Raw genomic sequence first — 25876 nt, 5'->3', positions numbered from 1 at the left:
ACAAAACCTTAATAATTCATTTAAACAAGATTAATACTGAAAAGTTACGCTATACCCGTAGGACAAATTACACATTTACGCGGGAGGATTAAGAAGTGAAACCATTTAAAAAAATCACACTGATGTTCATCATGTCCGTTTTAGTTGTCTTCGCAGCAGCTTGTGGAAGCAGCAGTACAAACAACAATGCAGACGAAGGCAAACAAAGCGATAAAACAGAGAATAAGGCTTCAGGTTCTTTGACGATTTCGGGTTCTTCGGCGATGCAGCCTCTTGTCTTAGCAGCGGCTGAAAAATTCATGGATGAAAATCCTGATGCCGATATTCAAGTTCAGGCTGGAGGTTCTGGTACAGGCCTTTCCCAAGTGGCTGAAGGCACAGTCCAAATCGGAAACTCCGATGTCTTTGCCGAAGAAAAAGAAGGCATTCCTGCCAAAGAACTTACCGATCATCAAGTTGCGGTTGTCGGAATGGCAGCTGCCGTTAACCCTGAAGTAGGCATCGATGACATTTCGTTAGAAGATCTCAAAAAGGTATTCACAGGTAAAATCAAAAACTGGAAAGAACTAGGCGGGAAAGATCAAAAGATCACCCTTGTCAACCGTCCTGATTCTTCAGGAACCCGCGCGACTTTTGTCAAATATGCACTTGATGGAGAGACTCCAGCTGAAGGAATCACGGAAGATTCTTCAAACACAGTGAAAAAGTTAATCGCTGAAACGCCTGGTGCAATCGGATATCTTGCGTTCTCGTATATCAAGGATGATACTGTCACTCCGCTTTCAATCGACGGCGTTAAGCCGACAGCCGAAAATGTACAAAAAGGCAAATTCCCGATCTGGGCTTACCAGCATTCTTATACGAAAGGCGAACCTGAAGGCTTGGCGAAAGAATTCCTCGACTATTTGATGAGCGATGACATTCAAAAATCCATCGTGACGGAGCAGGGCTACATTCCAGTAACAGACATGGAAGTAAAACGCGACGCGGATGGAAAGCAAACTGATAAATAATGACAATAGAAGGCGGGAAAGTGTGCTCCTGACACTTTCCCTCTTATGACTTGTTCTTATAGGAGTGTAAAAAATGGTTCAAAAAATAGAGAAACTGTCCGCGAAAGAGCGGCTGATCAGCTCCAAGCATAATCGCAAAATGGATGAAATCCGCGGGAGGATTTTGGTTGCGTCGTGCGCCTTTATCATGATGGCGGCGGCGATTTCGATCACAATTTTTCTCGGAAATAAGGGGTTGCAATCTTTTCTGGCCAATGGTGTAAGTCCAATTGAGTTCTTAACCAGTCTAGATTGGAATCCAACGAACGAAAACCCTGAATACGGAGCACTTCCGTTTATACTCGGATCTTTTGCAGTGACCCTTCTTGCATCTTTGATTGCTGCACCGCTAGGAATAGGAGGTGCGATTTTCATGACGGAAATCGCGCCATCATGGGGCAGAAAAGTGCTGCAGCCGGTTGTCGAATTGCTTGTTGGCATTCCTTCCGTCGTTTATGGATTCATAGGCCTTACAGTGTTAGTGCCGTTCATTTCACAGTTTAAGTCAAGCGGATCGGGCCACAGCCTTCTGGCGGGAACGATCGTCCTGGCTGTCATGATTTTGCCGACGGTCACTTCGATTTCAACGGATGCGCTCATGTCGCTGCCGAAAAATCTCCGCGAAGGATCATACGCATTAGGCGCAACCCGCTGGCAGACGATCCGCAAAGTGCTGATACCGGCAGCGCTGCCTTCGCTTCTGACAGCCGTCGTCTTGGGAATGGCGAGGGCGTTCGGCGAAGCGCTGGCCGTGCAGATGGTCATCGGAAATTCCCGAAATCTGTTTGAGAGCCTTTTAGACCCTGCGGGGACATTGACAACGATCATTACGTTGAACATGGGCCATACAACATACGGGAGCGTGGAAAACAATACGCTCTGGTCAATGGGGCTTGTCCTTCTGATCATGTCGTTCTTGTTCATCCTGCTCATCCGCTATCTGTCATCCAGGAGGAAACTGTAATGAACAGCAAAGTAACAGATCGTTTAGCAACCGGTGTTTTTGGATTGATTGCTGCGGTAATCGCCGCTATTCTTGTCGGTTTGTTCGCTTATATCATCATCAATGGTGTTTCGCATATCAGCCTCAGCTTTTTAACTTCGCGTTCAAGTGCGCTGTCAAGCGGCGGAGGAATTCGAGATCAGCTGTTCAACTCGTTTTATATTCTCGTGCTGACGATGCTGATCACGGTTCCCCTGGGAGTCGGCGGGGGAATTTATATGGCGGAATATGCGCCCGCAAACAAATTGACCGATTTTATCCGTGTCTGTATTGAAGTTTTGTCATCCCTTCCTTCGATCGTTATGGGGATGTTCGGCATGCTGATGTTTGTAAATCTGACCGGATGGGGGTACAGCATTATCGGAGGAGCGCTTGCTTTGACGATTTTCAACCTGCCTGTCATGGTCAGGGTGACAGAAGATGCGATCCGCTCCGTACCTAAGGAGCAAAAAGAGGCTTCCCTTGCTTTAGGCGTGTCCAAATGGCACACGATTAAAACGGTATTGATTCCTGGCGCGGTGCCGTCCATCATCACAGGCGCGATTCTTGCGTCGGGCCGTGTATTTGGCGAAGCTGCCGCTTTGCTGTTTACAGCCGGACTAACCACGCCGAGACTGAATTTTGCCGATTGGAATCCGTTTTCTGAGACATCGCCGCTCAATATTTTCAGACCGGCTGAAACGCTGGCCGTTCATATTTGGAATGTAAACACACAGGGGATCATCCCCGATGCTGAAGCGATCGCAAACGGCGCATCCGCCGTTCTCGTTCTGTCCGTCTTGATCTTTAACCTGGCAGCCCGATGGCTCGGCTCTTTTATTCATAAAAAGTTAACGGCAAACAAATAAGAAGGAAGGATGAAATCATATGGCTCAGGTTCAGATGCCGGTTTTGGAAACCGTGCGCGACAATATCGGAATCGCTCCGTTCCCTGAAGCGAAAGAGCATATTTTAGAAGTGAAAAATTTAAATATTTACTATGGAGAAAAGCGGGCCGTCAACGACATTTCCATGCGTATTGACAAACATGCGGTCACGGCTTTGATCGGTCCGTCAGGCTGCGGAAAATCGACTTTTTTAAGAAGCATCAACCGGATGAACGATCTGATTCCATCAGCCAGAACATCCGGAGAAATACGGTATGAAGGGCTTAACATCCTTGATTCCAATATCAATGTCGTCAATCTGAGAAGGGAGATCGGCATGGTATTTCAGAAGCCGAACCCCTTTCCAAAATCGATTTACAGCAACATTACCCACGCATTAAAATATGCGGGCGAACGGCGGAAATCCGTGCTTGATGAGATCGTGGAAGAAAGCTTGACGAAAGCCGCGCTGTGGGATGAAGTGAAAGACAGGCTGCATGAGTCGGCTCTTTCGCTGTCAGGCGGGCAGCAGCAGCGTCTCTGCATCGCCCGGACGCTCGCGATGAAGCCCGAAGTCCTGCTCTTGGATGAGCCTGCTTCAGCGCTCGACCCGATTTCAAACGCGAAAATAGAGGAATTAATCGTCGGTTTAAAAGAGGAATACTCGATCATCATTGTCACGCATAACATGCAGCAAGCTTCAAGAATTTCCGATCAAACGGCGTTTTTCCTTAACGGAGATTTAATCGAATACGATCGTACGGAAAAGATTTTTATGAATCCTTCAGAAAAAAAGACAGAGGATTACATCAACGGCAGATTTGGATAAGGAGGGGCCGGTATGAGCGCTGTAACAGCTGTAAAGCCAGAAGATGTATACCAGATCAACGACTTGAATTTATGGTACGGCGAACATCACGCATTAAAGAACATTAACTTGACAATACCCGAGTACGAAATTACCGCCATCATTGGACCGTCAGGGTGCGGAAAGTCGACATTCATTAAAACGCTGAATCTCATGATCAATATGGTTCCGAATGTCAATATGACCGGAGAGATCAGCTACAACGGAACGAACGTACTCAACAGCAAAGTCGACCTTGTCGAGTTACGGAAAAAAGTCGGCATGGTGTTTCAAAAAGGAAACCCGTTTCCCCAGTCGATCTTTGATAATGTCGCATACGGACCAAGAATCCATGGATTGAAAAACAAAAAAGAACTGAATGAGAGAGTGGAAAAGGCGCTTGTGGATGTAGCGCTGTGGGATGAAGTGAAAGACCGTCTTCATTCCCAGGCGCTCGGACTTTCCGGGGGGCAGCAGCAGCGCCTCTGCATCGCAAGGGCGCTGGCCACCAATCCTGACGTTCTCTTGATGGATGAACCGACATCCGCCCTTGATCCCGTTTCAACTTTGAAAATCGAAGAGCTGATGCTCAAGCTGAAAGAGAAATATACAATTGCCATCGTCACGCACAACATGCAGCAGGCCTCGAGAATTTCCGATCAAACGGCGTTTTTCCTGATGGGCGAGCTGATTGAGTGCAATGATACGGTCAAAATGTTTTCAAGTCCTGACGATCATCGGACGAAAGATTATATAACAGGCCGGTTCGGATGAGAAAGAGGCTGCCGTTTTAAAGCGGCAGCCTCTTTTTTCACCGGCGGCGAGACAATAAAAAAAGCAGGCTGATTCGTTCCAGCCTGCTTTTTTATTTGGACAGCGTTTTGACGATGTTTTTCAAGCTGTCACCGCGCTTCAGTTCGTATTTACCTGCGCGGATTTTAGATTCGTTTCCGGTCTTTTTCACATAATCTTTGAAGTCATCGGCGGAAGAAATTACTTTTCCTTTTGCAAGGAGGTCTGCTATCTCAGCCGTGCTCATGCCGCTTTTGATTTCAAGCTTGTACTTGGAACCTTTTTTCGCATCATCCTGCTCTTTTTTGTTTTGAGACGCAGCATCCTGCTTCAGCGCGGTCTCTTTATAGTGGAGCAGCTGTTGGTATTCCTCGCGTTTCAGCGAAACCTGCTGATTGTCCTTTAAATAGGTTTTGACATCGGCTTCGCTGATGTTTTGAGCCTCCTTGGAAGCTTCAGCTTTTCCGTTATCCGTCAAATAAAATGCGCCTGCAAGAACGGCGGTAGCCAAAATCATTCCTCCGGCAAATGCTTGTACACTTTGTCTGGTCATACAAGCACCCTCTCATTGTCTTTAATGATCGCTTTGACATCTTCGACAGATACGTGCTCAGCTTTTGCGATGGCGTCTACAGACATGCCGTTTTGATATTTTGAAAGAATCTGCTTCGCAATATGCTGGCTGATTCCGGCATTCGGTCTGCGGACGACCACATTTGAATCGAGGAGCTCTTCCTCAAGCACGGTCATCTTCTTTTTCAGTTTATAGATTTCCTGCATGGCGGACAGCTGAAGGGTTTCCAACTCCTGTTCAACTTCCTTGATCGGTTCTCTTTGAAAATATGAGAATGCAATCAGCGCAATACTGACAACGAGCAGCGCAATGATAGCAATTTCCACGTTCATCACCTTCAATTCTAATTTTCTCCTTCTTTTTTATACCATAAAAACGCTTGCTTCAAAAGGAGTTAATGCAAAAAATAAAAATTTTGTCGAAGAATTTTATTTTCGTTGCGCCTGCGGGGCCATTTCCAATAGGATAGATACATAACAAGGCTTAACGGGAGGGCGCGCGGTGAAAAGGACAATCATCGGGAAAAAACCTTTTCAACATAGTATTCGAGGCGATTCTTCGTTTTGTAACGATATTTTAAAAATAACTTCGCCGGATCATGAAACCGTTCGGCTGAGCTGGGAAATCTCAGAGGCTGCGCTTTCAGCGGCTGAAGCGGTGCTGTTTGAAAATATTAGAGACGTCGAAAAGCAAATCCTTCTCTTTTGCGTAAAAAACGGAGAGCGCAGCGCACGGACGATCCATACCGGTGCATTTAAAGGGGAGGCCTCGGTTTTCCCCGCTGCAGGAAACGCTTTCTACAAAGCGGAATACCGGATATACAATTCGCTCAACATGTCACTGGCCGTTCTCTCATCCGACTGCTTCTACCTTGGGGAAAACGGAATCCATTCAAACAGCAGCTGTTTTCAGCATCAAGACAATCAGCAGGATTGGACGACTCAATTTTCCGCATATACGAGATATTCTTTAATAGAAGGAAAGGAGCGGCCCCGTTGATCAACGTATTGCTGCTGTCGCTGGAAAATCCCCTTTCATCGAAGAGCGGAGCGGGGCGCTATGTGAAAAGCCACCTTGAACTATTGCGGAACGAAGTCAGCTTTACCGTCTGCACGACGGCTGCCGGGCAAAACAGCAATGGATGGGAAACGCTGGAGATTCCGCTTGATTTAAAAGCGTTCGCTTCTTTTGAAGAGGCGGTAGCCGCCATGAATTTTCAGATGATCAAAATCGTGCTGGAGCATAGAGGACAATTTGATTTCGTCCATGCAAACGATGGTGTCACCGCGCCTGCCGCCGTTTATCTCAGCGAGGTGCTGGCGGTGCCGCTGATTTCCACGGTGCACGGCCTTGAAAGCGGCCGAAAAAAGGCAGCAGACGGATATGTCCACCCATACAGGGCAATCCTCGAACGGCTTCTGGCTGAAAAAAGCGATCAAATCCTCGTGCTGAGCAGCATGATGAAGTCAGACATGCAAAAGGCGTTTTCGCTTTCTTTTGAGCAAATCCGGGTCATTCCACATCCGTGCATAAAAAGCCGCACGGTGAAAAAACGAATGAAAAGCGCGCCCTACTTTTTTTCCTACGGAAGATTTGTTCCGGAAAAAGGGTTTATCGAATTGCTGCACGTCTTTCAGAAGCTACGCAGCCGGCGTCCTGATCTTGAACTTGTCATTGCCGGGGAAGGGCCGCTTCAAAGCGGGATCGAGACCATAGCAAAAGAATTGGGCATTAAGGACAGTGTGACCATTCTTCCTTTCCTTTGTGAAGAGGAAAGAGAGAGCTGGCTGGCATTTTGTGAAATGGCTGTTTTTCCAAGTTCTTATGAGCCGTTCGGCATTGCTGTTCAAGAAAGCATGGCCGCCGGCGCTGCCGTCGCTGCCGGAATCAACGGGGGCTGGAACGATTTCGTTATCGATCGGGTGACCGGCTTTCGAATTGATTTTAGTGATCCGCATAAGGCTGCAAATGCGCTCGCAGAAATTGTCGGCAATAAGGAGCAGCTGCTCAAGGTCGGACAAACGGCAAAGGCTTATATATTTGATTTGCATGATCCTGGATATGTAAAAAATATGTTTTTGCATCATGTATATCATACGTCTTTTTAACAAACCGTGATAAACTAAAAAAAACGCCTGGCATTCCTGCATCATAAGTGGTATTATAGATAAGTCTGAACAGAAATGATATATAGTTTGGAGGGAAAAATAAATGCGCGTTAATATTACTTTAGCTTGCACTGAATGCGGCGAGCGTAACTATATTTCTACAAAGAACAAGCGTAACAATCCAGATCGCGTTGAATTCAAAAAGTATTGCCCACGTGACAAAAAATCAACATTACACCGCGAAACAAAGTAAGCAGCAGGGATTTTCCTGCTGTTTTTCTGTTTTTAAGGGGGAAAGAGATGTGAAGCGTTCTTTACGAAGCGAGGTCAGAAAGAGGCTGGCTAACATGCCGGAACAGGAGTTTCACCTAAAGGCGGAAGCGATTCACCGGAAGCTTTTCCAATCAAAACAGTGGAAAAAAGCGTCTGTTATTGCCCTTACGGTATCCAGAAATCGCGAAGTACCGACAAAACCGATTATCGAACAGGCCCGGCTTGAAGGAAAAACGGTGTGCATTCCGAAATGTATGCCTGAAACAAAAAAGATGCACTTTCGCAGCTATCAGGATGAAAGCGATCTTGAAGTCGTGTATTTTGGCCTGCAGGAACCGGTCGTACACAAAACCGAGCGGATGGAACCCGAAGACATCGACTTCATCCTTGTGCCGGGAATTTGCTATGACCGGAGAGGATACAGAATCGGCTATGGAGGCGGCTATTATGACAGATACCTGGCCGGCTTTACAAAAGATACCGCGTCGCTTGCTTTCGAGTGCCAAGTGATCGGTCATGTTCCAAATGAGCCGCACGACATCCCGGTCAAGCAGGTTTTGACCGAAGACGCCGTTTACAACTGCCTCGACACTGCTGAATAATTATTAAAAAATGAGACACGATACGGTTATAGGTTATAGGAGGGATCATATGAGAAAAGTTACGTTTATTGTAGTAGGCGTCATTGCAGCCCTTGTATTTTTTCAAAACCGTTATCGTGTTATCAATTTCATTCTTGGTCAAAACCAAATCCGCCACTATTTCATCCATTTGATGATGAGAATTCCGTTTTTTCGCAATAAGTTTATCCAGCAGGCATTCTGAATCCCGTTTGAAAACGGGATTTTTTAAAGCTCTTAAAAGACGCAGAGTGTCGCGTTTCCTGTTATAATGAACAAAAACAATTGTGGAGCGTCGGTATGTATTCAATCGATTATTTGTATTGGAATTTCATCGGGAACCTTTTAGACAGGGATTTTGAGCTTGTGCAGGCACCTGCTTCATTCGGAGAAGCCTGGCTTGAAGCGAGGGGGAGCGCGCCGTATGATTTGGTTCGCGTTTTCCGGAAGGATATCGACTTCAGACAGGATCTCGTCCGCGACCTGGAATCTCTTTATGAAAGGGCGGAGCGCCTGAGAGCAGCATCAGGTCAGCGAAAGCTCTCGATATTGAATGTCTATTTGTCGCAGGAAGCGCCTGTAGATGAGTGGGAAGATGTTGTCGGTCATCCGGTCGCAGATAAGCGGATCAGCATCGTGCCGGTTTTTATTGATAACGCTTCGGCTGAAGAAGGATTACGCAAACTCGCCGTGGCTTTAAACATGGAGCCGGATGAGCTGACAGGCCAAATGCAGGATGCCGGATACGAAAATGTGGAAGAGAAGAGAGCCGAAGTATTGGCAGCGGCTAAAGCAAGAGAAGAAGAAAGGCGGCGGGAAGCGGCTGTATTTGAGAAAGGCAAACCGATGTTTACCTGGATTTTCGCAGTGCTTCAAGTCTTCATGTTTCTGCTTCTGGAAATGTCGGGCGGCAGCCAGAATACCGAAACGCTCGTCCGGTTCGGGGCGAAGGAAAACAGCCTCCTGTTAGCCGGGGAATGGTGGCGGCTAGTCACGCCGATCGTTCTTCATATCGGATTGGTCCATCTCATGTTTAATACATTTGCATTATTGTCTGTTGGAGCCGCAGCAGAAAGGGTGTTTGGATCATTCCGCTTTCTTGTCATATACATATCAGCCGGGATTTTTGGATCGATCGGCAGCTTTCTGTTCAGTCCGTATCCGTCTGCAGGGGCTTCGGGAGCCATCTTCGGTTGCTTGGGAGCCCTTTTGTACCTGGCTTTTTCAAACCGGAAAGCTTTTTTAAAAACGATCGGAACAAATATCATTGTGATCATCATTCTGAACCTCGGCCTCGGTTTCACCATTTCAAATGTTGACAATGCTGGCCATATCGGCGGATTGATCGGCGGTCTCCTGACGGCCTTGGCGGTCGGAATCCCCGGAAAAAAAAGGCCGCTCCAGCGGCTGGCAGGCTGGGTCCTCATCTTTGTCATCGGAGGAGGGGCCCTGTACTTTGGGACACATTCGGCTCCGGTGCAGGAAAATGCCATGCTGCATCAGGCGGCGAAATGGTATGAAGAGGGAGAGTATGAAAAAGTAAAGGATGCTTTGAAGGAAGCGGGCTCAAAACCGGACGCTTCCAGCGACACTTTAAGGCTGCTCGCTTATTCCGAAATTCGGCTCGGCGAGTATGAAAACGCCGAGAAAAGGTTTGAGGCCGTCGTTGAAAATGATCCATCGGACCACGCCTCTCTCTATAGTCTTGCCTGGCTTTATACCCAAAGAGGCGAGCTTGCCAAAGCCGAGCAGTCCATTGAAAGAGCGTTGGCAGAAAAGCCTGATGAAGAGATGTATAAAAAGCTTCGGGACGAAATAAAGAAAGAAAGCGCCCGGTAATCAAGTATGAAAAGCTTCCGTTATGTTAAAAATGGTCTTTAGAACAGACTCATTTGACGGGAGCTTTTAATATACAATGAAAAAAAAGCATGCGGTCCAAAAAAATTTAGCGAAAAATGTTGAATATTTAAATGAAAAGCTTGGTGTCGACAAAAGCTTCGACATGATCCGGCTTGATGTCGTTTATGCTGATAGAGACATGTCGCTTTATCTTGTCGACGGCTTTGTAAAAGATGATATTATGCATCATTTGCTTAAAAATCTCTCAAGGCTCACACCTGAAAATCTGGAAGACGATCCGCTTGAAAAGCTGATCAAAACGCATATCCCATACATCGAAATTGATACGGAAGATGACCTCGACAAAGCAGCCGACCAGGTGCTGTCCGGGCCGGCTGTCCTCCTTGCTGACGGAGTTGACCATGCGATTATTATCGATGCGCGGACGTATCCGGCAAGAAATCCGGAGGAACCCGACAATGAACGCGTTGTCAGGGGTTCAAGAGACGGCTTCGTCGAAACGATCGTGTTTAACACCGCACTGACGAGACGAAGAATCCGCGACCGTTCCCTCAGAATGGAGTTCCTGCAGGTCGGCAGAAGAAGCAAAACGGATGTCGTCATCTGTTATTTGGAAGATATCGCCGACTTGGAAAGTGTAAAAAAGCTGAAACAATCGCTTGAAGCGATCGACACGGATGCTTTGACAATGGCGGAAAAGACGCTGGAAGAATACATCGGCGGCCGTCATTGGAACCCTTATCCGACGGTCCGCTATACAGAAAGACCTGATACTGCGGCCGTTCATTTGTACGAAGGGCACATTCTCGTCTTTGTGGACGGCTCGCCAAGCGCGCTGATTACCCCTGTTACTTTTTGGCACCATCTGCAGCATGCCGAAGAGTACAGAAACAAACCTCTTGCGGGTGCTTATTTGCGAATAGTCCGTTTTATATCTGTCTTGGCATCGATCTTTTTGCTGCCGCTGTGGTTTCTGCTTTCCGTCCATCCCGATCTTTTGCCGGACGCCCTTGAATATATAGGGCCTGAAAAAAAAGGAGCCCTTCCGCTGCTTGCGCAATTCATCATTATTGAAATCGGCGTCGACATGATGCGGATGGCTGCAATCCACACCCCGTCGTCTCTTGCTACGGCTCTCGGACTCGTAGCTGCTTTAATGATCGGCGAAGTGGCGGTGCAGGTCGGGCTTTTCTCGCATGAAGTCGTCTTGTATCTCGCTGTCGCAGCCATCGGCACGTTTGCTACGCCGAGCTATGAGCTGAGCATAGCGAACAGGCTTGCAAGAATCGTTCTCCTGATCGCCGCAGGTGCATTCGGACCGATCGGCTTTGTCATTGCGATATTCTGCTGGGTGATTTATCTCGTCAGAATGAAGTCGTTTCATGTGCCGTATTTATGGCCGTTTATTCCTTTTGACTACAGAGCCTTCCGCGATATCGCAATTCGCACGCCGATGCCGCTGAAAAACAGAAGACCCTTATTTTTGGATCCCCAGGATCCCGACCGCTGAATGTCTGTTTTCCGGCAGGAAAACAGGCTTTTTTTTTTTGCTTGACGCCGGACAGCTTTATGAATACTCTAATGTTAGACCTTTAAAGAATGGTGAAATCAGATGAAAACAGCCTATGATGTACAGCTTTTGCTGAAGCAGTTTGGATGTTATGTTTACTTTGGAGATCGCGAGCTTGAACTTGAATACATGATGGACGAACTGAAGGAAATGTTTCTTTCAAATTTGATAGAAAAAGAACAATGGGTTCAAGGTGTTTCAATTTTGCAGAATGAACTCACAAATATAAAGAGAAAATAAAACAGGGATTAGAGGGGGATCAGTATGAATGACAGCTGGCTGGTCGGGGTCGACCTTGGAGGAACAACAGTAAAACTCGCTTTTGTAAGCGCTTATGGCGAAATCCTGCACAAGTGGGAAATCCCGACCGATAAATCAGGGAAAACGGTTACGGTAAGCATCGCGAAAGCCATCGACAGCAAATTGAACGAGCTCGGCAAACCGAAGCACATCTTAAAATGGATCGGCATGGGCGCTCCCGGACCCGTCAATACGGAGACCGGCATCGTTTATAAAACGACGAATATGGGCTGGGAAAACTACCCGTTGAAAGACCATCTGGAAGCAGAGACAGGGATAGCTGCGGTCATTGAAAATGACGCGAACATCGCAGCTCTCGGCGAAATGTGGAAGGGAGCGGGAGACGGCGCGAAGGATTTGATTCTTGTTACATTGGGAACGGGCGTTGGAGGCGGCATTATTGTAAACGGGGAAATCGTCCGCGGGCAAAACGGAGCAGGCGGTGAAATCGGCCACATCTGTTCTGTTCCAGAAGGCGGAGCGCCGTGCAACTGCGGAAAAAGCGGCTGTATCGAAACGATCGCTTCGGCTACCGGCATCGTCAGGATTGCCAAAGAAAAAATAGAATCTGACCATCGAGATACAAGCTTGCGTGAATGTCTGGACATAACGGCGCGCGACATCTTTGAAGCCGCCAGAAAAAACGATCCTGTTGCCGGCGAAGTCGTCGATTATGTGGCGGGTCATTTAGGAATGGTCCTCGCTAACTTGGCGAGCTCGCTTAATCCTTCAAAGATCGTAATCGGCGGAGGCGTGTCAAAAGCGGGAGAAATCCTGCGCTCCAAAGTTGAACAATCTTTCAAGCGCTTTGTATTCCCGCGGGCCGGCGAGGCGGCTGAGATCGTAATCGCTTCACTTGGAAACGACGCAGGCGTGATCGGCGGTGCATGGATCGCAAAAAACCAATGGCTGAAAAGCCAGGCGCAGCCTGTTTTATAAAGCATTTTCGGACCGCTTTGCAGCATTGTTAACACTTTTAAGCCAATGTGAAAAATGATTGATTTTTTTGTACAGACAGGTTAAGATATGATTTAGTAATTTTAGCGATTTTTCTAAAATAAACAATATGTGGAAATGCCGTTTGCAGAAACATGCGTCTTGCTGCATAGGGAGGTTTGGAATGCGAAAGTCATTTTTTTCAAAAATTTCGTTTTTGTTAATCGCGACATTGCTGATGTGGCTGAAAACGTATGTCGTCTACAAAACAAGCTTCAACATTAAAATTGAAAACTTCATGCAAGAGTTTATATTGTTCATCAATCCTCTAAGCTTTTTGCTGTTTATATTCGGAATCGGCCTGTTTTTTAAAGAAAAAAACAGAAACCGGTTTATTATCGGGGCAAGCATCGTCCTGACGTTTGTCTTGCTTGCCAACATGATTTTCTACCGTTTTTACAACGACTTTTTAACCATTCCTGTTTTGTTCCAGACGAATAATATGGGCGATTTGGGAAGCAGCATCAACTCTTTGTTTATGCCGGCCGATTTGCTTCTCATCGTTGATATTGCCATTTTAATTTGGCTGTACAAGCGCCAGCCTGCCAAAACAGGCGGAAAGGCGACAAGAAAGGAGCGCGCGGCTTACTATCTATTTGTCGCTGCCGTTTTCTTTTTTAATTTAGGGATTTCTGAAACAGAAAGACCGCAGCTTTTGACAAGATCGTTTGATAGGGAAGTTCTTGTGAAAAACATCAGCCTTTACAACTTCCATATCTATGACGGGCTGATCCAGTCGAAGCAGTCTGCGCAGCGTGCGCTGGCCGACAGCAACAGCCTCACGGAGATTGAAAACTATGTCAACGCAAACCGCACGGACACCAACAAGGATCTGGCCGGGATCGCCAAAGGACGGAATGTGATCCTCGTTTCTCTGGAATCCACCCAAAGCTTTGTCGTAAACCAAAAGTTAAACGGCAAAGAGATTACGCCGTATTTAAATGACCTGATTAAGAAAAGCTACAGCTTCGAGAATTTCTATCATCAGACAGGCCAAGGCAAAACGGCTGATTCCGAATTCATTGTCGACAACTCTCTCTACCCTCTTGGAAGGGGAGCGGTCTTCTTTACAAATGCAGGAAACGAATATACGGCAATGCCTGAAATATTGAAGAACCACGGCTACTATTCCTCGATTTTCCATGCGAACAACAAAAGCTTCTGGAATCGGGATATTATGTACGAAACGTTTAAATACGATAAGTTTTACGATATCAAATCCTATGATGTAAACGAAGAAAATTCAGTTGGATGGGGATTGAAAGATAAGGAATTTTTCGAACAAACATCAGAGCTGATGAAAGAAATGCCTCAGCCTTTTTATACCCGTCTGATCACGCTGACAAACCATTTTCCGTTTGAGCTTGATGAGGAAGATAAACTGATCGATGAATTCGATTCAAAAAGCCGTACGTTAAACAGATATTTCCCGACCGTCCGCTATCAGGATGAAGCGCTGAAACGTTTCATTGAAAAGCTGAAAGAAGACGGCCTCTACGATAATTCTGTTATCGTTTTATACGGTGACCATTACGGGATTTCCGAAAACCATAACGAAGCGATGAGCCAATTCCTCGGCAGAGAAGTAACCCCTTTTGAGGAAGTGCAGCTTCAAAGAGTCCCGCTTGTGATCCACATTCCGGGAGTGACGGATAAAGAGCCGAAAACCATTGACACGGTCGGCGGCCAAATCGACATTCGACCGACTATACTGAATCTTCTCGGAATCGATTCAAGCGATCAGATCCAGTTTGGAAACGACCTGTTTGCCAAAGACAAAACGGAGTTCACAGTGCTCCGCGACGGCAGCTTTATTACGAAAGACAAAGTATACACAGACGGCATATGCTATGATAAATCGACAGGCGAGCCGTCTAAAGATAAAAAAGGCTGTGAGCCGTACATTGAAAAAGCCAAACAGGAGCTTTCATACTCAGATCAAATCATTTACGGCGACTTGCTGAGGTTTTATGACAGCGAGCGCTTAAAAAAGCAATCTGACTCCAAGCCAAAAGACGAGTAAGCTTCTTTTTAGGCGGAGAAAGCTGATGCAGCAGGCCGGATATCGTTCCGGCCTGTTTTTAATGACAAGAGGCCGTCATAAAAATCATGATCAAACCGATGCCGGTTATGATATAATTGATAATGATTCTCTTTATCGGGTGATCAAACAGGAAAGAAGGTATGAAGAGTGAATATTAAAGGTAAGACGATCGCGGCAGCGTGTTTTGTACTATTATTGATCGCAGCATTGACAGCATGCGGCAATCAAACAGAGAGCAAAGATTCTTCTTCTAAATCAAAAAGCGAAGAAACGATTACATACAAGGCTGAAAACGGAACGGTTAAAGTGCCGAAGCATCCGAAGCGGGTGGTTGTCATGGCTGACGATTATTTCGGCTATTTCAAGACACTCGGTCTCAATGTAGTGGGCGCCCCTGACAGGGTTTTCAAGAATCCTTATTTCAAGGGGAAAACCGATGGTGTGACAAACATAGGTGAAGGAAATTCTGCTGAAAAGGTTATTCAATTAAAACCGGACTTGATTGTCGTATGGACGACCCAAGGCGCTGATATCGAAAAGCTGGAAAAAATCGCTCCGACGGTCGCGTTGAAATATGACAGTCTGAATAGCACTGAACGGCTGAAGGATTTCGCAAAAATGACAGGCACTGAAGATCAAGCGGAGAAATGGCTGGCTGAATGGGACAAAAAAGTTGCGGCGGCCAAATCAAAAGTTCAAAAAGCTGTCGGGAACAAAACGGTTTCCATTATGCAAACTAACGGTAAAGAAATCTTTGTATTCGGCGATCAATTCGGAAGGGGAGGAAGCATTGTTTACCAAGATCTCGGCTTAAAGGCGACAAAGCTGACAAAGGAAAAAGCAATCGACGAAGGCCCGGGCTACACGAGCATTTCCTTAGAAAAGCTGCCTGATTTCGCTGGAGATTATATATTTATAGGACCTTGGGAATCAAGCGGAGACGACAGCGCCGTGCTTAATACATCCATTTGGAAGAACCTTGGGGCGGTCAAAAACCAACATGTCTATAAAATCGACCCTGTCGGCTTCTATTTTTCCGATCCGATTTCATTAGAGGGCCAGCTCGAATTTATTACAGAAAACTTAACAAAATAGAAGAACTTCCGCCTTGTCAGGCGGAAGTTTTTTTGCGCGCGAAACCGGGGTGAACCCTCATTGAAAAAGCGATTTTCAAGTGCAAGCCGGGAGAGTTTTTAAACGAGCATTCCTCATATGCTATTGTGGGAGGGATCATTGATGGCATTCATCAACATCAAACCGGAGTTAAAGCAGAATATGGAAAGACTGTCTGACATTCTGAACATACCCGAACCGCTTTTAATCAGTGCAAATGCAAATGTATCCGCGGACGAACTTTATTTTCCGGGAGTATCTTTTCATGCAGGAAAAAACGTTCAAGCAGCAGAAACATATGAACAGCTGCAATTATTGGCGAATCAATACACGTTTGAAGATGAACAGTGGCTGACAAAAACAGCCGTTTACGATTCAGCAGAACTGAAAAAGGAAATTGGCAGATTGACGGAATGCTTTCCGTTTGTTACTTCCCGTATCATCGGCCGCTCAAGCATGGGCCAGCCTATATATGAACTGCTCCTTGGAGCTGAAAATGCCGGAAAAAGAACGCATATGAATGCCTCTTTTCATGCCAATGAATGGATCACCACTTCTGTTTTGATGAAATGGCTCAAAGAATACTGTTATCATTTATGTACAGGCCAGACCGCTTTAGGTTTTTCGCCGCTCGATATTTTTTCATCAACAAAGCTTTCCGTCGTGCCGATCGTTAATCCCGACGGTGTTGACCTTGTACTTAACGGCCCCGGTCATCTTGGGATCGCGAGAGAAGCGCTGGATGAGATGAACGAGCATCAGCCGGATTTCCGGGAATGGAAAGCCAATATAAACGGAGTGGATTTAAATAATCAGTTTCCGTCTTTCTGGGAGATCGAAAAACAAAGAAAACCGCCTAAATCCCCTTCCTACAGAGACTACCCCGGAGATGAACCGCTGACAGAACCGGAAGCGGCAGCGATGAGGGATTTAATCGCAAACGAGCCGCCTGACCGGCTTGTGGCGCTTCACACACAGGGGGAGGAAATTTATTGGGGATACAAGGGATTGGAGCCTCCTGAATCAGCTGATGTGATCCAAACATTTGAGCGCCTGAGCGGTTATAAGGGCGTCAGATATATAGACAGCTATGCAGGATTTAGAGATTGGTTTATTCATTATTACGGAAGAGAAGGATATACTGTTGAACTTGGCAAAGGAAAAAATCCTTTACCGCTGAAACAATTTGACGATATATATTGTAAAAGCAGAGGAATACTTTGGGCATCCTGTTTTTTTGAAAGCTGAAACTTTTCACGGTGAAAATCGTAAATTAGACAGCCAAACATTTATGGAGGGAGAATGGCCGGTTTGAGAGTTTCATTATTGATTATTGCCGCTCTGATGGCCGTGGCTGCGGCTGGTTGCACGCCGCAGCATCAAGAAGGATCAAAAAGCGTTCATCATGAGGAGCCGGAAGGGAAAAGAGAAAGCGGTGCAGCAGTAAAAGATAAAAAAGTGATAGCGCTGAAGGACCGGCACTTTGATGAGACGGCAGGATGGCTTGATAATGAAACCGTTATATACACCGCAACCGATCCGGTCGGAGGAAGTGAAATCAAATCATATGATATATTTAAAGGGACGGGCAAAACGATCTACAAGACAGATGACAGGCTGATAGCGTCGGAAGTCAACAGTGAAAAAGGCATGATTCTTATCCAAACCGCCGGAAACGGCTCTGAAATGAAGTTAACTTTGCTTAATTTACAGGGGAAACAGCTGTTTGCAAAAAAATTTCGCACGCATGAGTTGCAAGTGGACTGGAATCGATTCGATCCTTCTCTTTTATATGTCACAACATTCACGAAAGACTGGAATTATGAATCAAGCCTAATTGATGCAAAAGAAGAGCAAACGGAAAAAAACATCGCACAGGCCGCCTTTATTCATTGGACTTCCGCCGACACTTTTGAATATATCAAATGGAATGAACGGGACCGGGAAAAGCCGGCTCCTGTTTATTCCTACAGCACAGCGGACGGACGGGAAAAGAAGCTCGCAGGCGATGCCGTACTTCTCGATATTGTAGGCGATATGCGGCTCATCGTAACGCCTTCATCCGATCAGCGCCAGGGCACCTACATATTTTCAGACGTTTCTTCATCGGAAAAGAAAATCTCTTTCAAGTTGCCGCTGTTCTCGGAATATGGCAGCCTGTCACCGATGGAATACGGTTATGACCCTCGGCATGAGCTGTTTTATACGTATCAGCCAAATGAGTCGGGCTCCTTGTATGATCTGATTTCCGTCAACCTCAAATCAGGCAAGCGGGAAGTCATTCGTGAAAAAGTGGAAATGCTTCCGATTACCTTATCTCCTGACGGGGATTATGCATTGTACGGCTATACTCAGGATCAAATCATTTCACTCAACTCAAAAACAGCAGCGCCCCTTGTGACCAAAGAATAGAAAGGAGAATGGACAGTGGCCATAGCAGACGTCACCATCATACCGATCGGTACCGAGACTCCGAGCGTAAGCGCGTATGTAGCGGAGATTCAAACCATTTTGGAAGGATTTAAAAAAGAGGGCAAAATCAATTATCAGCTGACACCGATGAATACTTTGATTGAAGGGGAACTAAGCGATTTATTTCAGGTGATTCAGACGATTCACGAAGCGCCTTTCCAAAAAGGCATCCACAGAGTAGCGACAAATATCAGGATTGACGACCGCCGTGATAAGAAAACGACGATGGAGGGCAAGCTTGCAAGCGTTCAGCGTCATTTCAGTCAATAAGAAAGACAGCCTTGTTCCGAAATAACGGAATAAGGCTGTCTTTGTCTAAAGGCATCGGGTTTAGTGGACTGTCGGATACCCGCTGTTAATAATTGTCATGACGGTAAACCATCCGAACACTAAAAAAGCCGCCCCGCCGAACAAGATGCCAAGAACGTTGATTTGTTTAAGAGAACGAAGAACCCCAAGAGCAGATAATATCGTGACTAGACCGAAAATGATCACGAGCAACATCAATATAAACCCCCTTCGCTTGGATCCCCTGCAGTATATTTCCAATTTTATTTTAACCGTTTTCATCAAATTTGTCGAGGACAACATGATTCATTGAAAGTTTCTCACAAAACCTTCATAATGGAACAAAGAAAGATGAATCTGAGGTGAAAATAATGAAATGGAGAAGAATGCCTTTAGGGCCTATCCAGACGAACGCTTATATTTTATCCAATGATGACGGCACCTGCTTAATATTTGATCCAGGCAGCGAATCAGGGAAGCTGAATGCATACATAAAAGAAAACGGGCTGAAACCTCTTGCCGTATTGCTCACTCACGCTCATTTTGATCATATCGGAGCTGTGGACAATGTCAGAAAAGAATGGAACATTCCTGTATACGTGCATAAAAATGAAGCTGAATGGCTGACTGATCCTTCATTAAACGGTTCAGCGCTGCTTACAGGGCAGACGATCACAGCAGAAAAAGCAGATCATCTGATCGAAGAAGAGGGAGACCTTAAAATCGGCCCTTTTACGCTCCGCATGCTCTTTACGCCTGGGCATTCTCCGGGCAGCGTCTCGTATTATGCCGAAGAGGAAAACCTGATCGTTTCCGGCGATGTTTTGTTTAAAGGAGGGATCGGGCGTACAGACCTGCCGGGGGGCAATCAAAAGGTGCTGATGGACAGTATTCATCAAAAACTGCTGACACTTCCGGAAGAGACGCTTGTGTTAAGCGGGCACGGCCCCGAGACGGACATTGCAACAGAACAGGAACAAAACCCGTTCATCAACGGATTTACTTTGTAAAACATAAAAAAAGACGATCCATCTGGATCGTCTTTTTTTAATGGCCTCCCTGTCCGGGAACCATAATGAACACAGAATAATATGTAAATGCGGCAAAAAAGATTGTCAAGTAAGCACCGAAAATATAAATGTACATCCGCTCGGTCAAGTTGAGATACGATAAGAACACAAAAAATACAGTTTGACCGAAGAACAGCAGTGATGCATCTTTCATATTTCCTAAATAAAACATGACCGCAAAGATACCTGTCCAGAAACCTAACACACGGAACATGCGATTCATTTATATCCCTCCCAAAAAGCCCCTTTGATTTCATTATAAATCAATTTATCTTAAAATGTAAACATTTTCATTTTGGGAAAAACAATTCATTTTTTACAATTTTGTGATAAGGAATTTAAAAAATAACCTGTCACGTGTTTAAACGGAAAACATCACGGGTACTGAAACATACAAAGACAAAGTCAGTACATTTAAGGAGGAATCATTCATGGAAGAGCTGACCTTTTATTCATACCCGAGCTGCACATCATGCCGAAAAACGAAACATTGGCTGAAAGCGAACCAGGTTGATTTTACAGAACGGCATCTTTTCAGGGAAACGCCGAACCAGGATGAATTGAAACATATTTTGTCTCTCACGACCGAAGGAATCGATGAAATATTGGCGACAAGAAGCCAGGCATTTAAAGAGTTAAATCTTGATATTGAAGAATTAACGGTAAGCGAAGTGCTGGAATTGTTAATTCAAAAGCCAAAGCTGCTGAGACGCCCGATTATCGTAAACGGCGATAAGCTGGTCGTCGGATACAATCCCGGCGAACTCTTAAAATTAAAAAAACACACCTTACACCGTTCTGTTTCCTGAAAAAAACGAAGATTGCTGACATATTGCATGTTCAGCATATCTTCGTTTTTTCGCCTGTGTAACTGGGCTAGCTGGATTCGAACCAGCGCGTCACGGAGTCAAAGTCCGTTGCCTTACCGCTTGGCTATAGCCCAATGCGCTTACATATAGTGTTGACAATCGATTTCGTTTTATACATAGCATTCAAATCAGTTGGTCATTAAGCGATTGATTTAAAGGGAAAACAATGAGGAGGATTGACATGGAAAACAAGCATGCAGCCCTTTATGAGTATCTGGTCAAACAGGCGGACAGAATCACAGATGAATGGCTGTCCCGAACAGCGTCTGAAAAAGAAAAAACGGCACAGCAATACAAGGACTTTATACTGGCTGTTTCAAAGGTATTTGCCAAAGATGAACAGGCGCTATGCTGGAATAAAGCTTCCGGGTGCGCCAAGGAAATTGCCTACGACAGGGCTGTCAGCCAAATTCCGGTTACCGAAAGCATAAATGGTTTTAAAGTGTGCCGTGAACTTTTAATAGATGAGATCGAGCAATTTTCAGATGAACATGCACCAGACAGTTCGAAAAAAGATTTTTTTATCTGGAATAAACAGCTTCACTTAATGATGGATGAGGTCATAGAGCAGTTTATTCTTGAATATGAGCATACGACAAAGAGCCAATTGAAGGCGCAGACCGAGATGATTCGCGAACTGAGCGCACCGGTCATACCGGTATCAGAGCACATCGGTGTGCTGCCGCTCATTGGTGAAATTGATACTCACAGGGCAACGGTGATCATTGAATCTGCGCTCACGCAGTGTGCTGAGCTTCATCTCTCGCATCTTTTTATTGATATTTCCGGTGTTCCTGTTGTCGATACGATGGTCGCCCATCAGTTGTTCAAAGTCGTAGACAGCACAAAGCTGCTTGGCGTTGAAACGGTTCTTTCGGGTTTGAGACCGGAGATTGCCCAAACAGTTGTGAAGCTCGGCATGGATTTTTCACATATTAAAACAGAACAGAGTCTTGCTAAGGCGCTTTGCAATAAAGGCTTCTGCATCCATGAAGACGGCAAGGCCGAAGAGCAGGTTTAAATTTCTATTTCAGCGGCTTGAAGTCGAATAAAATAGTCAAATCGGTATTCGGAGATTCCGTTTTTGTTACGTATTCGGCTTGATTTGCGCTTTTTATGGATTTGATGCTTCCGATGGTTTTCGTATAAACTGCGCTTAGAAAGGAGGCGCAATGGTTTGTACACGATCGAATCATTAAGCGGAAGATTAATTGACGAGGCATATAGAATGAAGGCGTCAGACATTCATATTGTTCCCGGTGAAAAAGAGGCGGTGGTACGCTTCAGGATTGATGACGAACTGTTTCAAAAAGACGGATTAACGAGAAATGAGTGCTCTAGACTCATTTCTCACTTTAAATTTCTTTCTTCGATGGACATTGGCGAGAGACGGCTGCCGCAAAGCGGGGCTTTAACTCTTTATATCAACCGTGAGCCCGTTCATTTAAGGATGTCCACTCTGCCCACCATCCATGATGAAAGCTTGGTCATCAGGCTTCTTCCCAAGATGAGCAGCAAGCCGCTCACAAAGCTCTCATTGTTCCCGAGTGCAACATTCAAGCTGCTGTCTTTTCTGAAGCATTCCCACGGATTAATGCTTTTCACCGGCCCGACAGGCTCGGGAAAAACGACAACACTCTATTCTTTAATTGACTACGCCAAGCGGCATTTTAAGCGAAATATCATTACGTTGGAAGACCCGGTCGAATCAAGAAGCGAAAACATTTTGCAAGTACAAGTGAACGAAAAAGCGGGCATGACTTATTCTGCGGGGTTGAAGGCGGTGCTGCGCCACGATCCGGACATGATCATCCTAGGGGAAATTCGCGATGCCGAAACAGCCCAAATCGCAGTCAGGGCAGCTTTGACGGGACACCTTGTTCTATCGAGCATGCATGCGAAAAATGCTAAAGGTGCGATATACAGGCTGCTCGAGCTCGGCGTTGATATGACAGAAATTGAACAAACATTGGTCGCAGTCAGCGCCCAGCGTCTTGTCGATATCGTCTGTCCGTTTTGCGGCGACAGCTGCACTTTGTATTGCAGATTGTCGAGACCAGTTAGAAGAGCAAGCGTCTTTGAACTTTTGTACGGAAAAAGCCTTAATCTCTGCATCGAAGAAGCAAAAGGCAGATGCGGTGGCATCAAAACAGACACCTTAAAAATGCTGATCCGCAAGGGAATAGCACTCGGATATCTGCCGTCGAAAACTTATGAACGCTGGATAGGCCATGAAGATTAAAATGAAGTGGCCTGTCCGGGAACAGGCGGACCTTCTGAAAAAACTAGGAGACATGATGCAGAGTGGCTATACGATTTTGGATGCTTTAAGTATGCTGAAATTGCAATTGAATGAAAGACGAAGAGCGGATCTGACATTTGCGATGGAGAAGCTGACAGAAGGGTGTCCTGTGTTTCAAGTTCTTGAAATGATTTCCTTTCACAAGGATGCTGTCACCATTGTTTACTTTGCCGAACAGCACGGGAATTTGCCATTTGCCTTTAGGCAGAGCGGAGAGCTGCTTCACCGCAAGATCGCTCAAAGCGAAAAATTAAAGAAAGCCGCCAGATACCCCTTGTTTTTAGTTTTAACGGTCTGCGTCATCATCTCTATTATGAAATCAGCAATAGTTCCGCAATTTTCCGCCATCTATGAATCGATGAACGTTGAAACGTCTTTTGCAACGACTCTCATCTTTTATGTTTTCGATCACTTTTATCTTTTTTTCGCGGGACTGCCGCTGGTTGCCGCAGCTCTATCCCTCTATTATCTGTGTTCATTCCGCCATAAACCTCCAGAAGACAAAATGGCCTTTCTCATTACAATTCCCTTGCTGGGCCAAACCTTCAAACTATTCAACAGCTATTTTTTATCGCTCCAGCTGAGCAATCTTTTGCAAGCGGGTCTGTCTGTATATGACAGTTTAAAAGCATTTGAAAGCCAGCCGTTTTTACGATTTCATAAAAATGAAGCGAAGCGCTTGATCGAGCGGCTGAAACAGGGGGAGAGTCTGGAGCAGATGCTGGCCGGACATCCGTTTTATGAAAATGATTTAGCAAAGGCTGTTGCACACGGCCAACTAAATGGGCACTTATACAGAGAGCTGTATTCATATAGTCAGTTTTTGATTGAGCGGCTTGAAAGAAAGGCCGAAAAATGGACAGGCCTGATCCAGCCATTGATTTACGGGCTAACCGCGGCGATGATATTAATTCTTTATTTGTCCATGCTTTTGCCAATGTATCAAATGATGAACCAGCTATAAGGAGGACGGAACTGTGAATGAAAAGGGATTTACACTGATAGAAATGTTAGTCGTCATGCTCGTTATCTCCATCCTGCTGTTGATCACCATTCCGAATGTGACCAAGCATAACCAAAGCATCCAAAAGAAAGGATGCGAAGGATTAATCAATATGGTTCAAGCGCAGATCACGGCCTATCAGATGGATCATGACGGGAAAACGCCGAACAGGGCGGAGCTTGAATCTGAAGGTTACATAAAAAAGAACTTAAAGTGTCCGAATGGGAAAGCAATTAAAATTTCAAACGGCAAAGCACAGGCTGATTGACGGTTATGAATCAAAAAGGATTTACGCTTTTGGAAAGTTTAACTGTATTGATGATCGGTTCTATTATGTTCTCTCTTCTCTTTGCTCTACTGCCTCCCATTTATGAAAAAAGAATCGTTCAGCACTTTGTCTCACAGCTTGAAGAGGATTTGCTTTACGCTCAGCAGACGGCTCTCGTCCGCCATACGACGGTTAAGGTGCAGTTTGACTTTGCCGGCTGCCGCTATATCATGAAGCATTCGGACGAAGGCTCATCGCCTGAACTGGTCAGGACATACAGCTGCAATATCGCAATCAAAAAGTCGACGCTCAAACCAATTCTTACTTTTAATCCAAGCGGTGTTCCGAATCAAGGGGGAAAGATCGTGATCGATACACAGCATGCCTCTTTTATACTGACGATCTATTTAGGAAGCGGAAAGATTAATGTTCAAAAAAAATAAAGGCTTTACAACGGTTGAAGCTGTTTCCGCATTCGGCATATGGGTAATGATCACCATGTTATTGATCCCTATGCTTCATCAGCTGTCATTGCAGCGCGAAGCGTCCGAAAAAGAAGAAGAGACATATCGCATATTGGAGGAAAAGATCAGCCGCTACACGCTGACCGGACGGTTCCAGGCTAAAGAAGCTGTGCTTTACCGGAATACATCTTACTTTATTGAATGGAAGGAGAAGGGAGATGATTATGAAGTATGCATCTCTATTAAAAAAAGAGACAGCCAAAGGCACTGTTTCACCATTTTGCGGGCAAAGGGGATATACCCTTCTTAATATAATGTTTTCCTTAATGGTGCACATGTTCGTTGCAGGTACGATGGCCTCGATATTTCATCTGTTTTTATCCCCGGAAAGAAACGGTTCGGATATTCACCCCCGTGAATGGACGATTACTGCCGAGCAAATATTGAAGGAGTCTAGGAATTCGATTGACATAAGAAGTGCCGGTGATCATCAGTCACTAGCGATGACAAACCGCCAAGGTGACACCGTTCGCTATGAGCAATATCAGACAGTTATTCGAAAAAGGGTCAATGGAAAAGGTCATGTGCCTCTATTACAGCATGTCAAAAAAATGAGGTTTATGATTGAAAATCACCTGCTGATCCTTGAAGCGACAAGTCTAAGCGGCAAATCATACCGCACGTCTATTCCGCTCTATCATATGTAAAAGGGTGATCACGTGAAAAATTCAAAAGGATTCATTTATCCCGCTGCTGTTTTCGCAGCTGTGATTTGCATGCTCTGCGCGAGTCACTCAGCCGCTTTATTAACGAATCAGCGAACGTTTGCACAGCAAACAAAAGAATTTCACATTCAGCAAAACCTTCTCCAAAATGGAATTCTCCATGCCTTGTCCCATATTCACGAAGAGACAAAAGAAAAAGTTCAAAAACAGCATGGCTTGATATCGTATTCTGTCAGCCCGGCTCATCAGCAGCTCACACGAGTCCAGATTCAGGTAACGACAGCTTCCGGCACAGAAACAAGCGCTCAATTTCAATATGATTTAAGAAATCAAAAAATCACGCAGTGGAAGGAATATTAAAAATTGTGTGTCCAAATCATGAAGAATGTATAAAAAA

34 protein-coding genes and 1 tRNA gene are annotated in these 25876 nt (G+C 45.4%); 30 read left to right on the top strand and 5 right to left on the bottom strand.

The genetic code is table 11. The features are described 5' to 3' along the window. Positions 1-95 precede the first annotated feature (95 nt). The 5 genes from MKY62_RS13250 (at position 96) to pstB (MKY62_RS13230) (ending at position 4542) form a co-directional block, all read left to right on the top strand. Positions 96-1013 carry a phosphate ABC transporter substrate-binding protein gene (locus MKY62_RS13250; protein WP_003183534.1) on the top strand — a complete coding sequence of 306 codons (918 nt, stop codon included), beginning with the start codon at positions 96-98 and terminating at the stop codon, positions 1011-1013. A gap of 73 nt (positions 1014-1086) precedes the next feature. Then, positions 1087-2016 carry a phosphate ABC transporter permease subunit PstC gene (gene pstC, locus MKY62_RS13245; RefSeq protein ID WP_003183532.1) on the top strand — a complete coding sequence of 310 codons (930 nt, stop codon included), beginning with the start codon at positions 1087-1089 and terminating at the stop codon, positions 2014-2016. Continuing rightward, positions 2016-2903, top strand: coding sequence for a phosphate ABC transporter permease PstA (pstA, locus tag MKY62_RS13240; protein WP_003183530.1), 888 nt, complete (start codon positions 2016-2018; stop codon positions 2901-2903). Before pstC ends, pstA begins: the two co-directional genes overlap by 1 nt. Positions 2904-2922: 19 nt before the next feature. Then, positions 2923-3750 (top strand): phosphate ABC transporter ATP-binding protein PstB, encoded by an 828-nt coding sequence (gene pstB, locus MKY62_RS13235; RefSeq protein WP_003183527.1) that lies wholly within the window; start codon positions 2923-2925, stop codon positions 3748-3750. A 12-nt stretch (positions 3751-3762) separates the two neighbouring features. Next, complete coding sequence (pstB, locus tag MKY62_RS13230; protein WP_016886719.1) at positions 3763-4542, top strand: phosphate ABC transporter ATP-binding protein PstB; 780 nt, start codon at positions 3763-3765, stop codon at positions 4540-4542. A 91-nt stretch (positions 4543-4633) separates the two neighbouring features. Here pstB (MKY62_RS13230) and MKY62_RS13225 read toward each other — a convergent pair whose 3' ends face one another. Next, the gene (locus MKY62_RS13225) at positions 4634-5113 is read right to left on the bottom strand and encodes an endolytic transglycosylase MltG (protein WP_003183520.1); all 480 of its coding nucleotides are present in this window, start codon (positions 5111-5113) and stop codon (positions 4634-4636) included. Beyond that, positions 5110-5460 carry a hypothetical protein gene (locus MKY62_RS13220; protein WP_011198121.1) on the bottom strand — a complete coding sequence of 117 codons (351 nt, stop codon included), beginning with the start codon at positions 5458-5460 and terminating at the stop codon, positions 5110-5112. Before MKY62_RS13220 ends, MKY62_RS13225 begins: the two co-directional genes overlap by 4 nt. 175 nt (positions 5461-5635) lie before the next feature. Here MKY62_RS13220 and MKY62_RS13215 point away from each other — a divergent pair, with 175 nt between their 5' ends. The 15 genes from MKY62_RS13215 (at position 5636) to MKY62_RS13145 (ending at position 18760) form a co-directional block, all read left to right on the top strand. Beyond that, positions 5636-6133 carry a hypothetical protein gene (locus tag MKY62_RS13215; protein ID WP_003183503.1) on the top strand — a complete coding sequence of 166 codons (498 nt, stop codon included), beginning with the start codon at positions 5636-5638 and terminating at the stop codon, positions 6131-6133. Then, positions 6130-7242, top strand: a complete 1113-nt coding sequence (locus MKY62_RS13210) for a glycosyltransferase family 4 protein (protein ID WP_003183501.1) — start codon at positions 6130-6132, stop codon at positions 7240-7242. The genes MKY62_RS13215 and MKY62_RS13210 overlap by 4 nt, the downstream gene beginning before the upstream one ends. A gap of 103 nt (positions 7243-7345) precedes the next feature. Further along, the gene (rpmG, locus tag MKY62_RS13205; RefSeq protein ID WP_003183500.1) at positions 7346-7495 is read left to right on the top strand and encodes a 50S ribosomal protein L33; all 150 of its coding nucleotides are present in this window, start codon (positions 7346-7348) and stop codon (positions 7493-7495) included. A gap of 49 nt (positions 7496-7544) precedes the next feature. Then, positions 7545-8117 carry a 5-formyltetrahydrofolate cyclo-ligase gene (locus MKY62_RS13200; RefSeq protein WP_003183499.1) on the top strand — a complete coding sequence of 191 codons (573 nt, stop codon included), beginning with the start codon at positions 7545-7547 and terminating at the stop codon, positions 8115-8117. Between the two features lie 49 nt (positions 8118-8166). Beyond that, a complete protein-coding gene (locus tag MKY62_RS13195; RefSeq protein ID WP_003183498.1) occupies positions 8167-8340 on the top strand; it encodes a hypothetical protein in 174 nt (57 codons plus the stop codon). Between the two features lie 95 nt (positions 8341-8435). Beyond that, complete coding sequence (locus MKY62_RS13190) at positions 8436-9974, top strand: rhomboid family intramembrane serine protease (protein ID WP_003183497.1); 1539 nt, start codon at positions 8436-8438, stop codon at positions 9972-9974. 76 nt (positions 9975-10050) lie between these two features. Continuing rightward, complete coding sequence (locus MKY62_RS13185) at positions 10051-11505, top strand: spore germination protein (protein WP_003183496.1); 1455 nt, start codon at positions 10051-10053, stop codon at positions 11503-11505. Between the two features lie 102 nt (positions 11506-11607). After that, entirely contained in the window at positions 11608-11805 is a 198-nt protein-coding gene (locus MKY62_RS13180) for a YqgQ family protein (RefSeq protein WP_003183495.1), read from the top strand. Positions 11806-11829: 24 nt separating this feature from the next. Continuing rightward, a complete protein-coding gene (locus tag MKY62_RS13175; protein WP_003183494.1) occupies positions 11830-12804 on the top strand; it encodes an ROK family glucokinase in 975 nt (324 codons plus the stop codon). 181 nt (positions 12805-12985) lie between these two features. Continuing rightward, positions 12986-14884 (top strand): LTA synthase family protein, encoded by a 1899-nt coding sequence (locus tag MKY62_RS13170; protein ID WP_003183491.1) that lies wholly within the window; start codon positions 12986-12988, stop codon positions 14882-14884. 25 nt (positions 14885-14909) lie between these two features. After that, complete coding sequence (locus MKY62_RS13165; RefSeq protein ID WP_016885934.1) at positions 14910-15056, top strand: hypothetical protein; 147 nt, start codon at positions 14910-14912, stop codon at positions 15054-15056. Next, complete coding sequence (locus MKY62_RS13160) at positions 15053-16000, top strand: iron-hydroxamate ABC transporter substrate-binding protein (RefSeq protein ID WP_003183490.1); 948 nt, start codon at positions 15053-15055, stop codon at positions 15998-16000. Before MKY62_RS13165 ends, MKY62_RS13160 begins: the two co-directional genes overlap by 4 nt. Positions 16001-16141: 141 nt before the next feature. Further along, positions 16142-17266, top strand: coding sequence for a M14 family metallocarboxypeptidase (locus tag MKY62_RS13155; protein ID WP_003183489.1), 1125 nt, complete (start codon positions 16142-16144; stop codon positions 17264-17266). A 54-nt stretch (positions 17267-17320) separates the two neighbouring features. Further along, on the top strand, positions 17321-18430 hold the full coding sequence (locus MKY62_RS13150; protein WP_003183488.1) for a hypothetical protein: 1110 nt from the start codon (positions 17321-17323) through the stop codon (positions 18428-18430). A gap of 15 nt (positions 18431-18445) precedes the next feature. Further along, on the top strand, positions 18446-18760 hold the full coding sequence (locus tag MKY62_RS13145) for an MTH1187 family thiamine-binding protein (protein WP_003183487.1): 315 nt from the start codon (positions 18446-18448) through the stop codon (positions 18758-18760). A gap of 60 nt (positions 18761-18820) precedes the next feature. Here MKY62_RS13145 and MKY62_RS13140 read toward each other — a convergent pair whose 3' ends face one another. After that, entirely contained in the window at positions 18821-18994 is a 174-nt protein-coding gene (locus MKY62_RS13140) for a DUF2759 domain-containing protein (protein ID WP_003183486.1), read from the bottom strand. A gap of 155 nt (positions 18995-19149) precedes the next feature. Between MKY62_RS13140 and MKY62_RS13135 the strand changes: the two genes are divergently transcribed. Continuing rightward, positions 19150-19788: an MBL fold metallo-hydrolase gene (locus MKY62_RS13135; protein ID WP_003183485.1), complete on the top strand. Its 639-nt coding sequence runs from the start codon at positions 19150-19152 to the stop codon at positions 19786-19788. Positions 19789-19825: 37 nt separating this feature from the next. Here MKY62_RS13135 and MKY62_RS13130 read toward each other — a convergent pair whose 3' ends face one another. Beyond that, entirely contained in the window at positions 19826-20071 is a 246-nt protein-coding gene (locus tag MKY62_RS13130) for a DUF2626 domain-containing protein (RefSeq protein WP_003183483.1), read from the bottom strand. Positions 20072-20279: 208 nt separating this feature from the next. On the opposite strand from MKY62_RS13130, the gene MKY62_RS13125 reads away from it, so the two are divergent. After that, positions 20280-20657, top strand: coding sequence for a Spx/MgsR family RNA polymerase-binding regulatory protein (locus tag MKY62_RS13125; protein WP_003183482.1), 378 nt, complete (start codon positions 20280-20282; stop codon positions 20655-20657). A 62-nt stretch (positions 20658-20719) separates the two neighbouring features. Here the strand turns inward: MKY62_RS13125 and MKY62_RS13120 are convergent. Continuing rightward, positions 20720-20791: transfer RNA gene (locus MKY62_RS13120), tRNA-Gln, on the bottom strand. Between the two features lie 107 nt (positions 20792-20898). On the opposite strand from MKY62_RS13120, the gene MKY62_RS13115 reads away from it, so the two are divergent. The 8 genes from MKY62_RS13115 (at position 20899) to comGG (ending at position 25839) form a co-directional block, all read left to right on the top strand. Then, entirely contained in the window at positions 20899-21738 is an 840-nt protein-coding gene (locus MKY62_RS13115) for an STAS domain-containing protein (RefSeq protein WP_003183480.1), read from the top strand. 156 nt (positions 21739-21894) lie between these two features. Continuing rightward, complete coding sequence (gene comGA, locus MKY62_RS13110) at positions 21895-22959, top strand: competence type IV pilus ATPase ComGA (RefSeq protein ID WP_003183477.1); 1065 nt, start codon at positions 21895-21897, stop codon at positions 22957-22959. After that, a complete protein-coding gene (gene comGB, locus MKY62_RS13105) occupies positions 22949-23983 on the top strand; it encodes a competence type IV pilus assembly protein ComGB (protein WP_011198115.1) in 1035 nt (344 codons plus the stop codon). The genes comGA and comGB overlap by 11 nt, the downstream gene beginning before the upstream one ends. A gap of 13 nt (positions 23984-23996) precedes the next feature. Further along, the gene (gene comGC, locus MKY62_RS13100; protein WP_003183466.1) at positions 23997-24290 is read left to right on the top strand and encodes a competence type IV pilus major pilin ComGC; all 294 of its coding nucleotides are present in this window, start codon (positions 23997-23999) and stop codon (positions 24288-24290) included. A 5-nt stretch (positions 24291-24295) separates the two neighbouring features. Beyond that, positions 24296-24733, top strand: coding sequence for a competence type IV pilus minor pilin ComGD (gene comGD, locus MKY62_RS13095; RefSeq protein WP_009327905.1), 438 nt, complete (start codon positions 24296-24298; stop codon positions 24731-24733). Then, positions 24717-25064, top strand: a complete 348-nt coding sequence (comGE, locus tag MKY62_RS13090) for a competence type IV pilus minor pilin ComGE (RefSeq protein WP_009327907.1) — start codon at positions 24717-24719, stop codon at positions 25062-25064. Before comGD ends, comGE begins: the two co-directional genes overlap by 17 nt. Continuing rightward, positions 24973-25461, top strand: a complete 489-nt coding sequence (gene comGF, locus MKY62_RS13085) for a competence type IV pilus minor pilin ComGF (protein ID WP_011201694.1) — start codon at positions 24973-24975, stop codon at positions 25459-25461. Before comGE ends, comGF begins: the two co-directional genes overlap by 92 nt. Positions 25462-25473: 12 nt before the next feature. Then, positions 25474-25839 carry a competence type IV pilus minor pilin ComGG gene (comGG, locus tag MKY62_RS13080; RefSeq protein ID WP_003183459.1) on the top strand — a complete coding sequence of 122 codons (366 nt, stop codon included), beginning with the start codon at positions 25474-25476 and terminating at the stop codon, positions 25837-25839. The last annotated feature ends 37 nt before the right edge of the window (positions 25840-25876 follow it).

Origin of the sequence: Bacillus sp. FSL R7-0646, assembly GCF_037969865.1 — a bacterium.
Classification (GTDB): domain Bacteria; phylum Bacillota; class Bacilli; order Bacillales; family Bacillaceae; genus Bacillus; species Bacillus licheniformis.
This window is presented reverse-complemented; position numbering and strand designations above follow the sequence as displayed.

Bases quoted from the DNA above. Each gene is read 5' to 3' on its own strand.
- MKY62_RS13175 (WP_003183494.1), top strand. From the start codon at position 11,830: ATGAATGACAGCTGGCTGGTCGGGGTCGACCTTGGAGGAACAACAGTA.
- MKY62_RS13170 (WP_003183491.1), top strand. From the start codon at position 12,986: ATGCGAAAGTCATTTTTTTCAAAAATTTCGTTTTTGTTAATCGCGACA.
- pstB (WP_003183527.1), top strand. From the start codon at position 2,923: ATGGCTCAGGTTCAGATGCCGGTTTTGGAAACCGTGCGCGACAATATC.
- comGE (WP_009327907.1), top strand. From the start codon at position 24,717: ATGTTCAAAAAAAATAAAGGCTTTACAACGGTTGAAGCTGTTTCCGCA.
- MKY62_RS13180 (WP_003183495.1), top strand. From the start codon at position 11,608: ATGAAAACAGCCTATGATGTACAGCTTTTGCTGAAGCAGTTTGGATGT.
- rpmG (WP_003183500.1), top strand. From the start codon at position 7,346: ATGCGCGTTAATATTACTTTAGCTTGCACTGAATGCGGCGAGCGTAAC.
- MKY62_RS13150 (WP_003183488.1), top strand. From the start codon at position 17,321: ATGGCCGGTTTGAGAGTTTCATTATTGATTATTGCCGCTCTGATGGCC.
- MKY62_RS13140 (WP_003183486.1), bottom strand. From the start codon at position 18,994: ATGTTGCTCGTGATCATTTTCGGTCTAGTCACGATATTATCTGCTCTT.
- MKY62_RS13195 (WP_003183498.1), top strand. From the start codon at position 8,167: ATGAGAAAAGTTACGTTTATTGTAGTAGGCGTCATTGCAGCCCTTGTA.
- MKY62_RS13125 (WP_003183482.1), top strand. From the start codon at position 20,280: ATGGAAGAGCTGACCTTTTATTCATACCCGAGCTGCACATCATGCCGA.
- pstA (WP_003183530.1), top strand. From the start codon at position 2,016: ATGAACAGCAAAGTAACAGATCGTTTAGCAACCGGTGTTTTTGGATTG.
- comGD (WP_009327905.1), top strand. From the start codon at position 24,296: ATGAATCAAAAAGGATTTACGCTTTTGGAAAGTTTAACTGTATTGATG.
- comGF (WP_011201694.1), top strand. From the start codon at position 24,973: ATGATTATGAAGTATGCATCTCTATTAAAAAAAGAGACAGCCAAAGGC.
- MKY62_RS13225 (WP_003183520.1), bottom strand. From the start codon at position 5,113: ATGACCAGACAAAGTGTACAAGCATTTGCCGGAGGAATGATTTTGGCT.
- MKY62_RS13190 (WP_003183497.1), top strand. From the start codon at position 8,436: ATGTATTCAATCGATTATTTGTATTGGAATTTCATCGGGAACCTTTTA.
- MKY62_RS13155 (WP_003183489.1), top strand. From the start codon at position 16,142: ATGGCATTCATCAACATCAAACCGGAGTTAAAGCAGAATATGGAAAGA.
- MKY62_RS13185 (WP_003183496.1), top strand. From the start codon at position 10,051: ATGAAAAAAAAGCATGCGGTCCAAAAAAATTTAGCGAAAAATGTTGAA.
- pstB (WP_016886719.1), top strand. From the start codon at position 3,763: ATGAGCGCTGTAACAGCTGTAAAGCCAGAAGATGTATACCAGATCAAC.
- MKY62_RS13115 (WP_003183480.1), top strand. From the start codon at position 20,899: ATGGAAAACAAGCATGCAGCCCTTTATGAGTATCTGGTCAAACAGGCG.
- MKY62_RS13130 (WP_003183483.1), bottom strand. From the start codon at position 20,071: ATGAATCGCATGTTCCGTGTGTTAGGTTTCTGGACAGGTATCTTTGCG.
- comGB (WP_011198115.1), top strand. From the start codon at position 22,949: ATGAAGATTAAAATGAAGTGGCCTGTCCGGGAACAGGCGGACCTTCTG.
- MKY62_RS13135 (WP_003183485.1), top strand. From the start codon at position 19,150: ATGAAATGGAGAAGAATGCCTTTAGGGCCTATCCAGACGAACGCTTAT.
- MKY62_RS13165 (WP_016885934.1), top strand. From the start codon at position 14,910: ATGCAGCAGGCCGGATATCGTTCCGGCCTGTTTTTAATGACAAGAGGC.
- pstC (WP_003183532.1), top strand. From the start codon at position 1,087: ATGGTTCAAAAAATAGAGAAACTGTCCGCGAAAGAGCGGCTGATCAGC.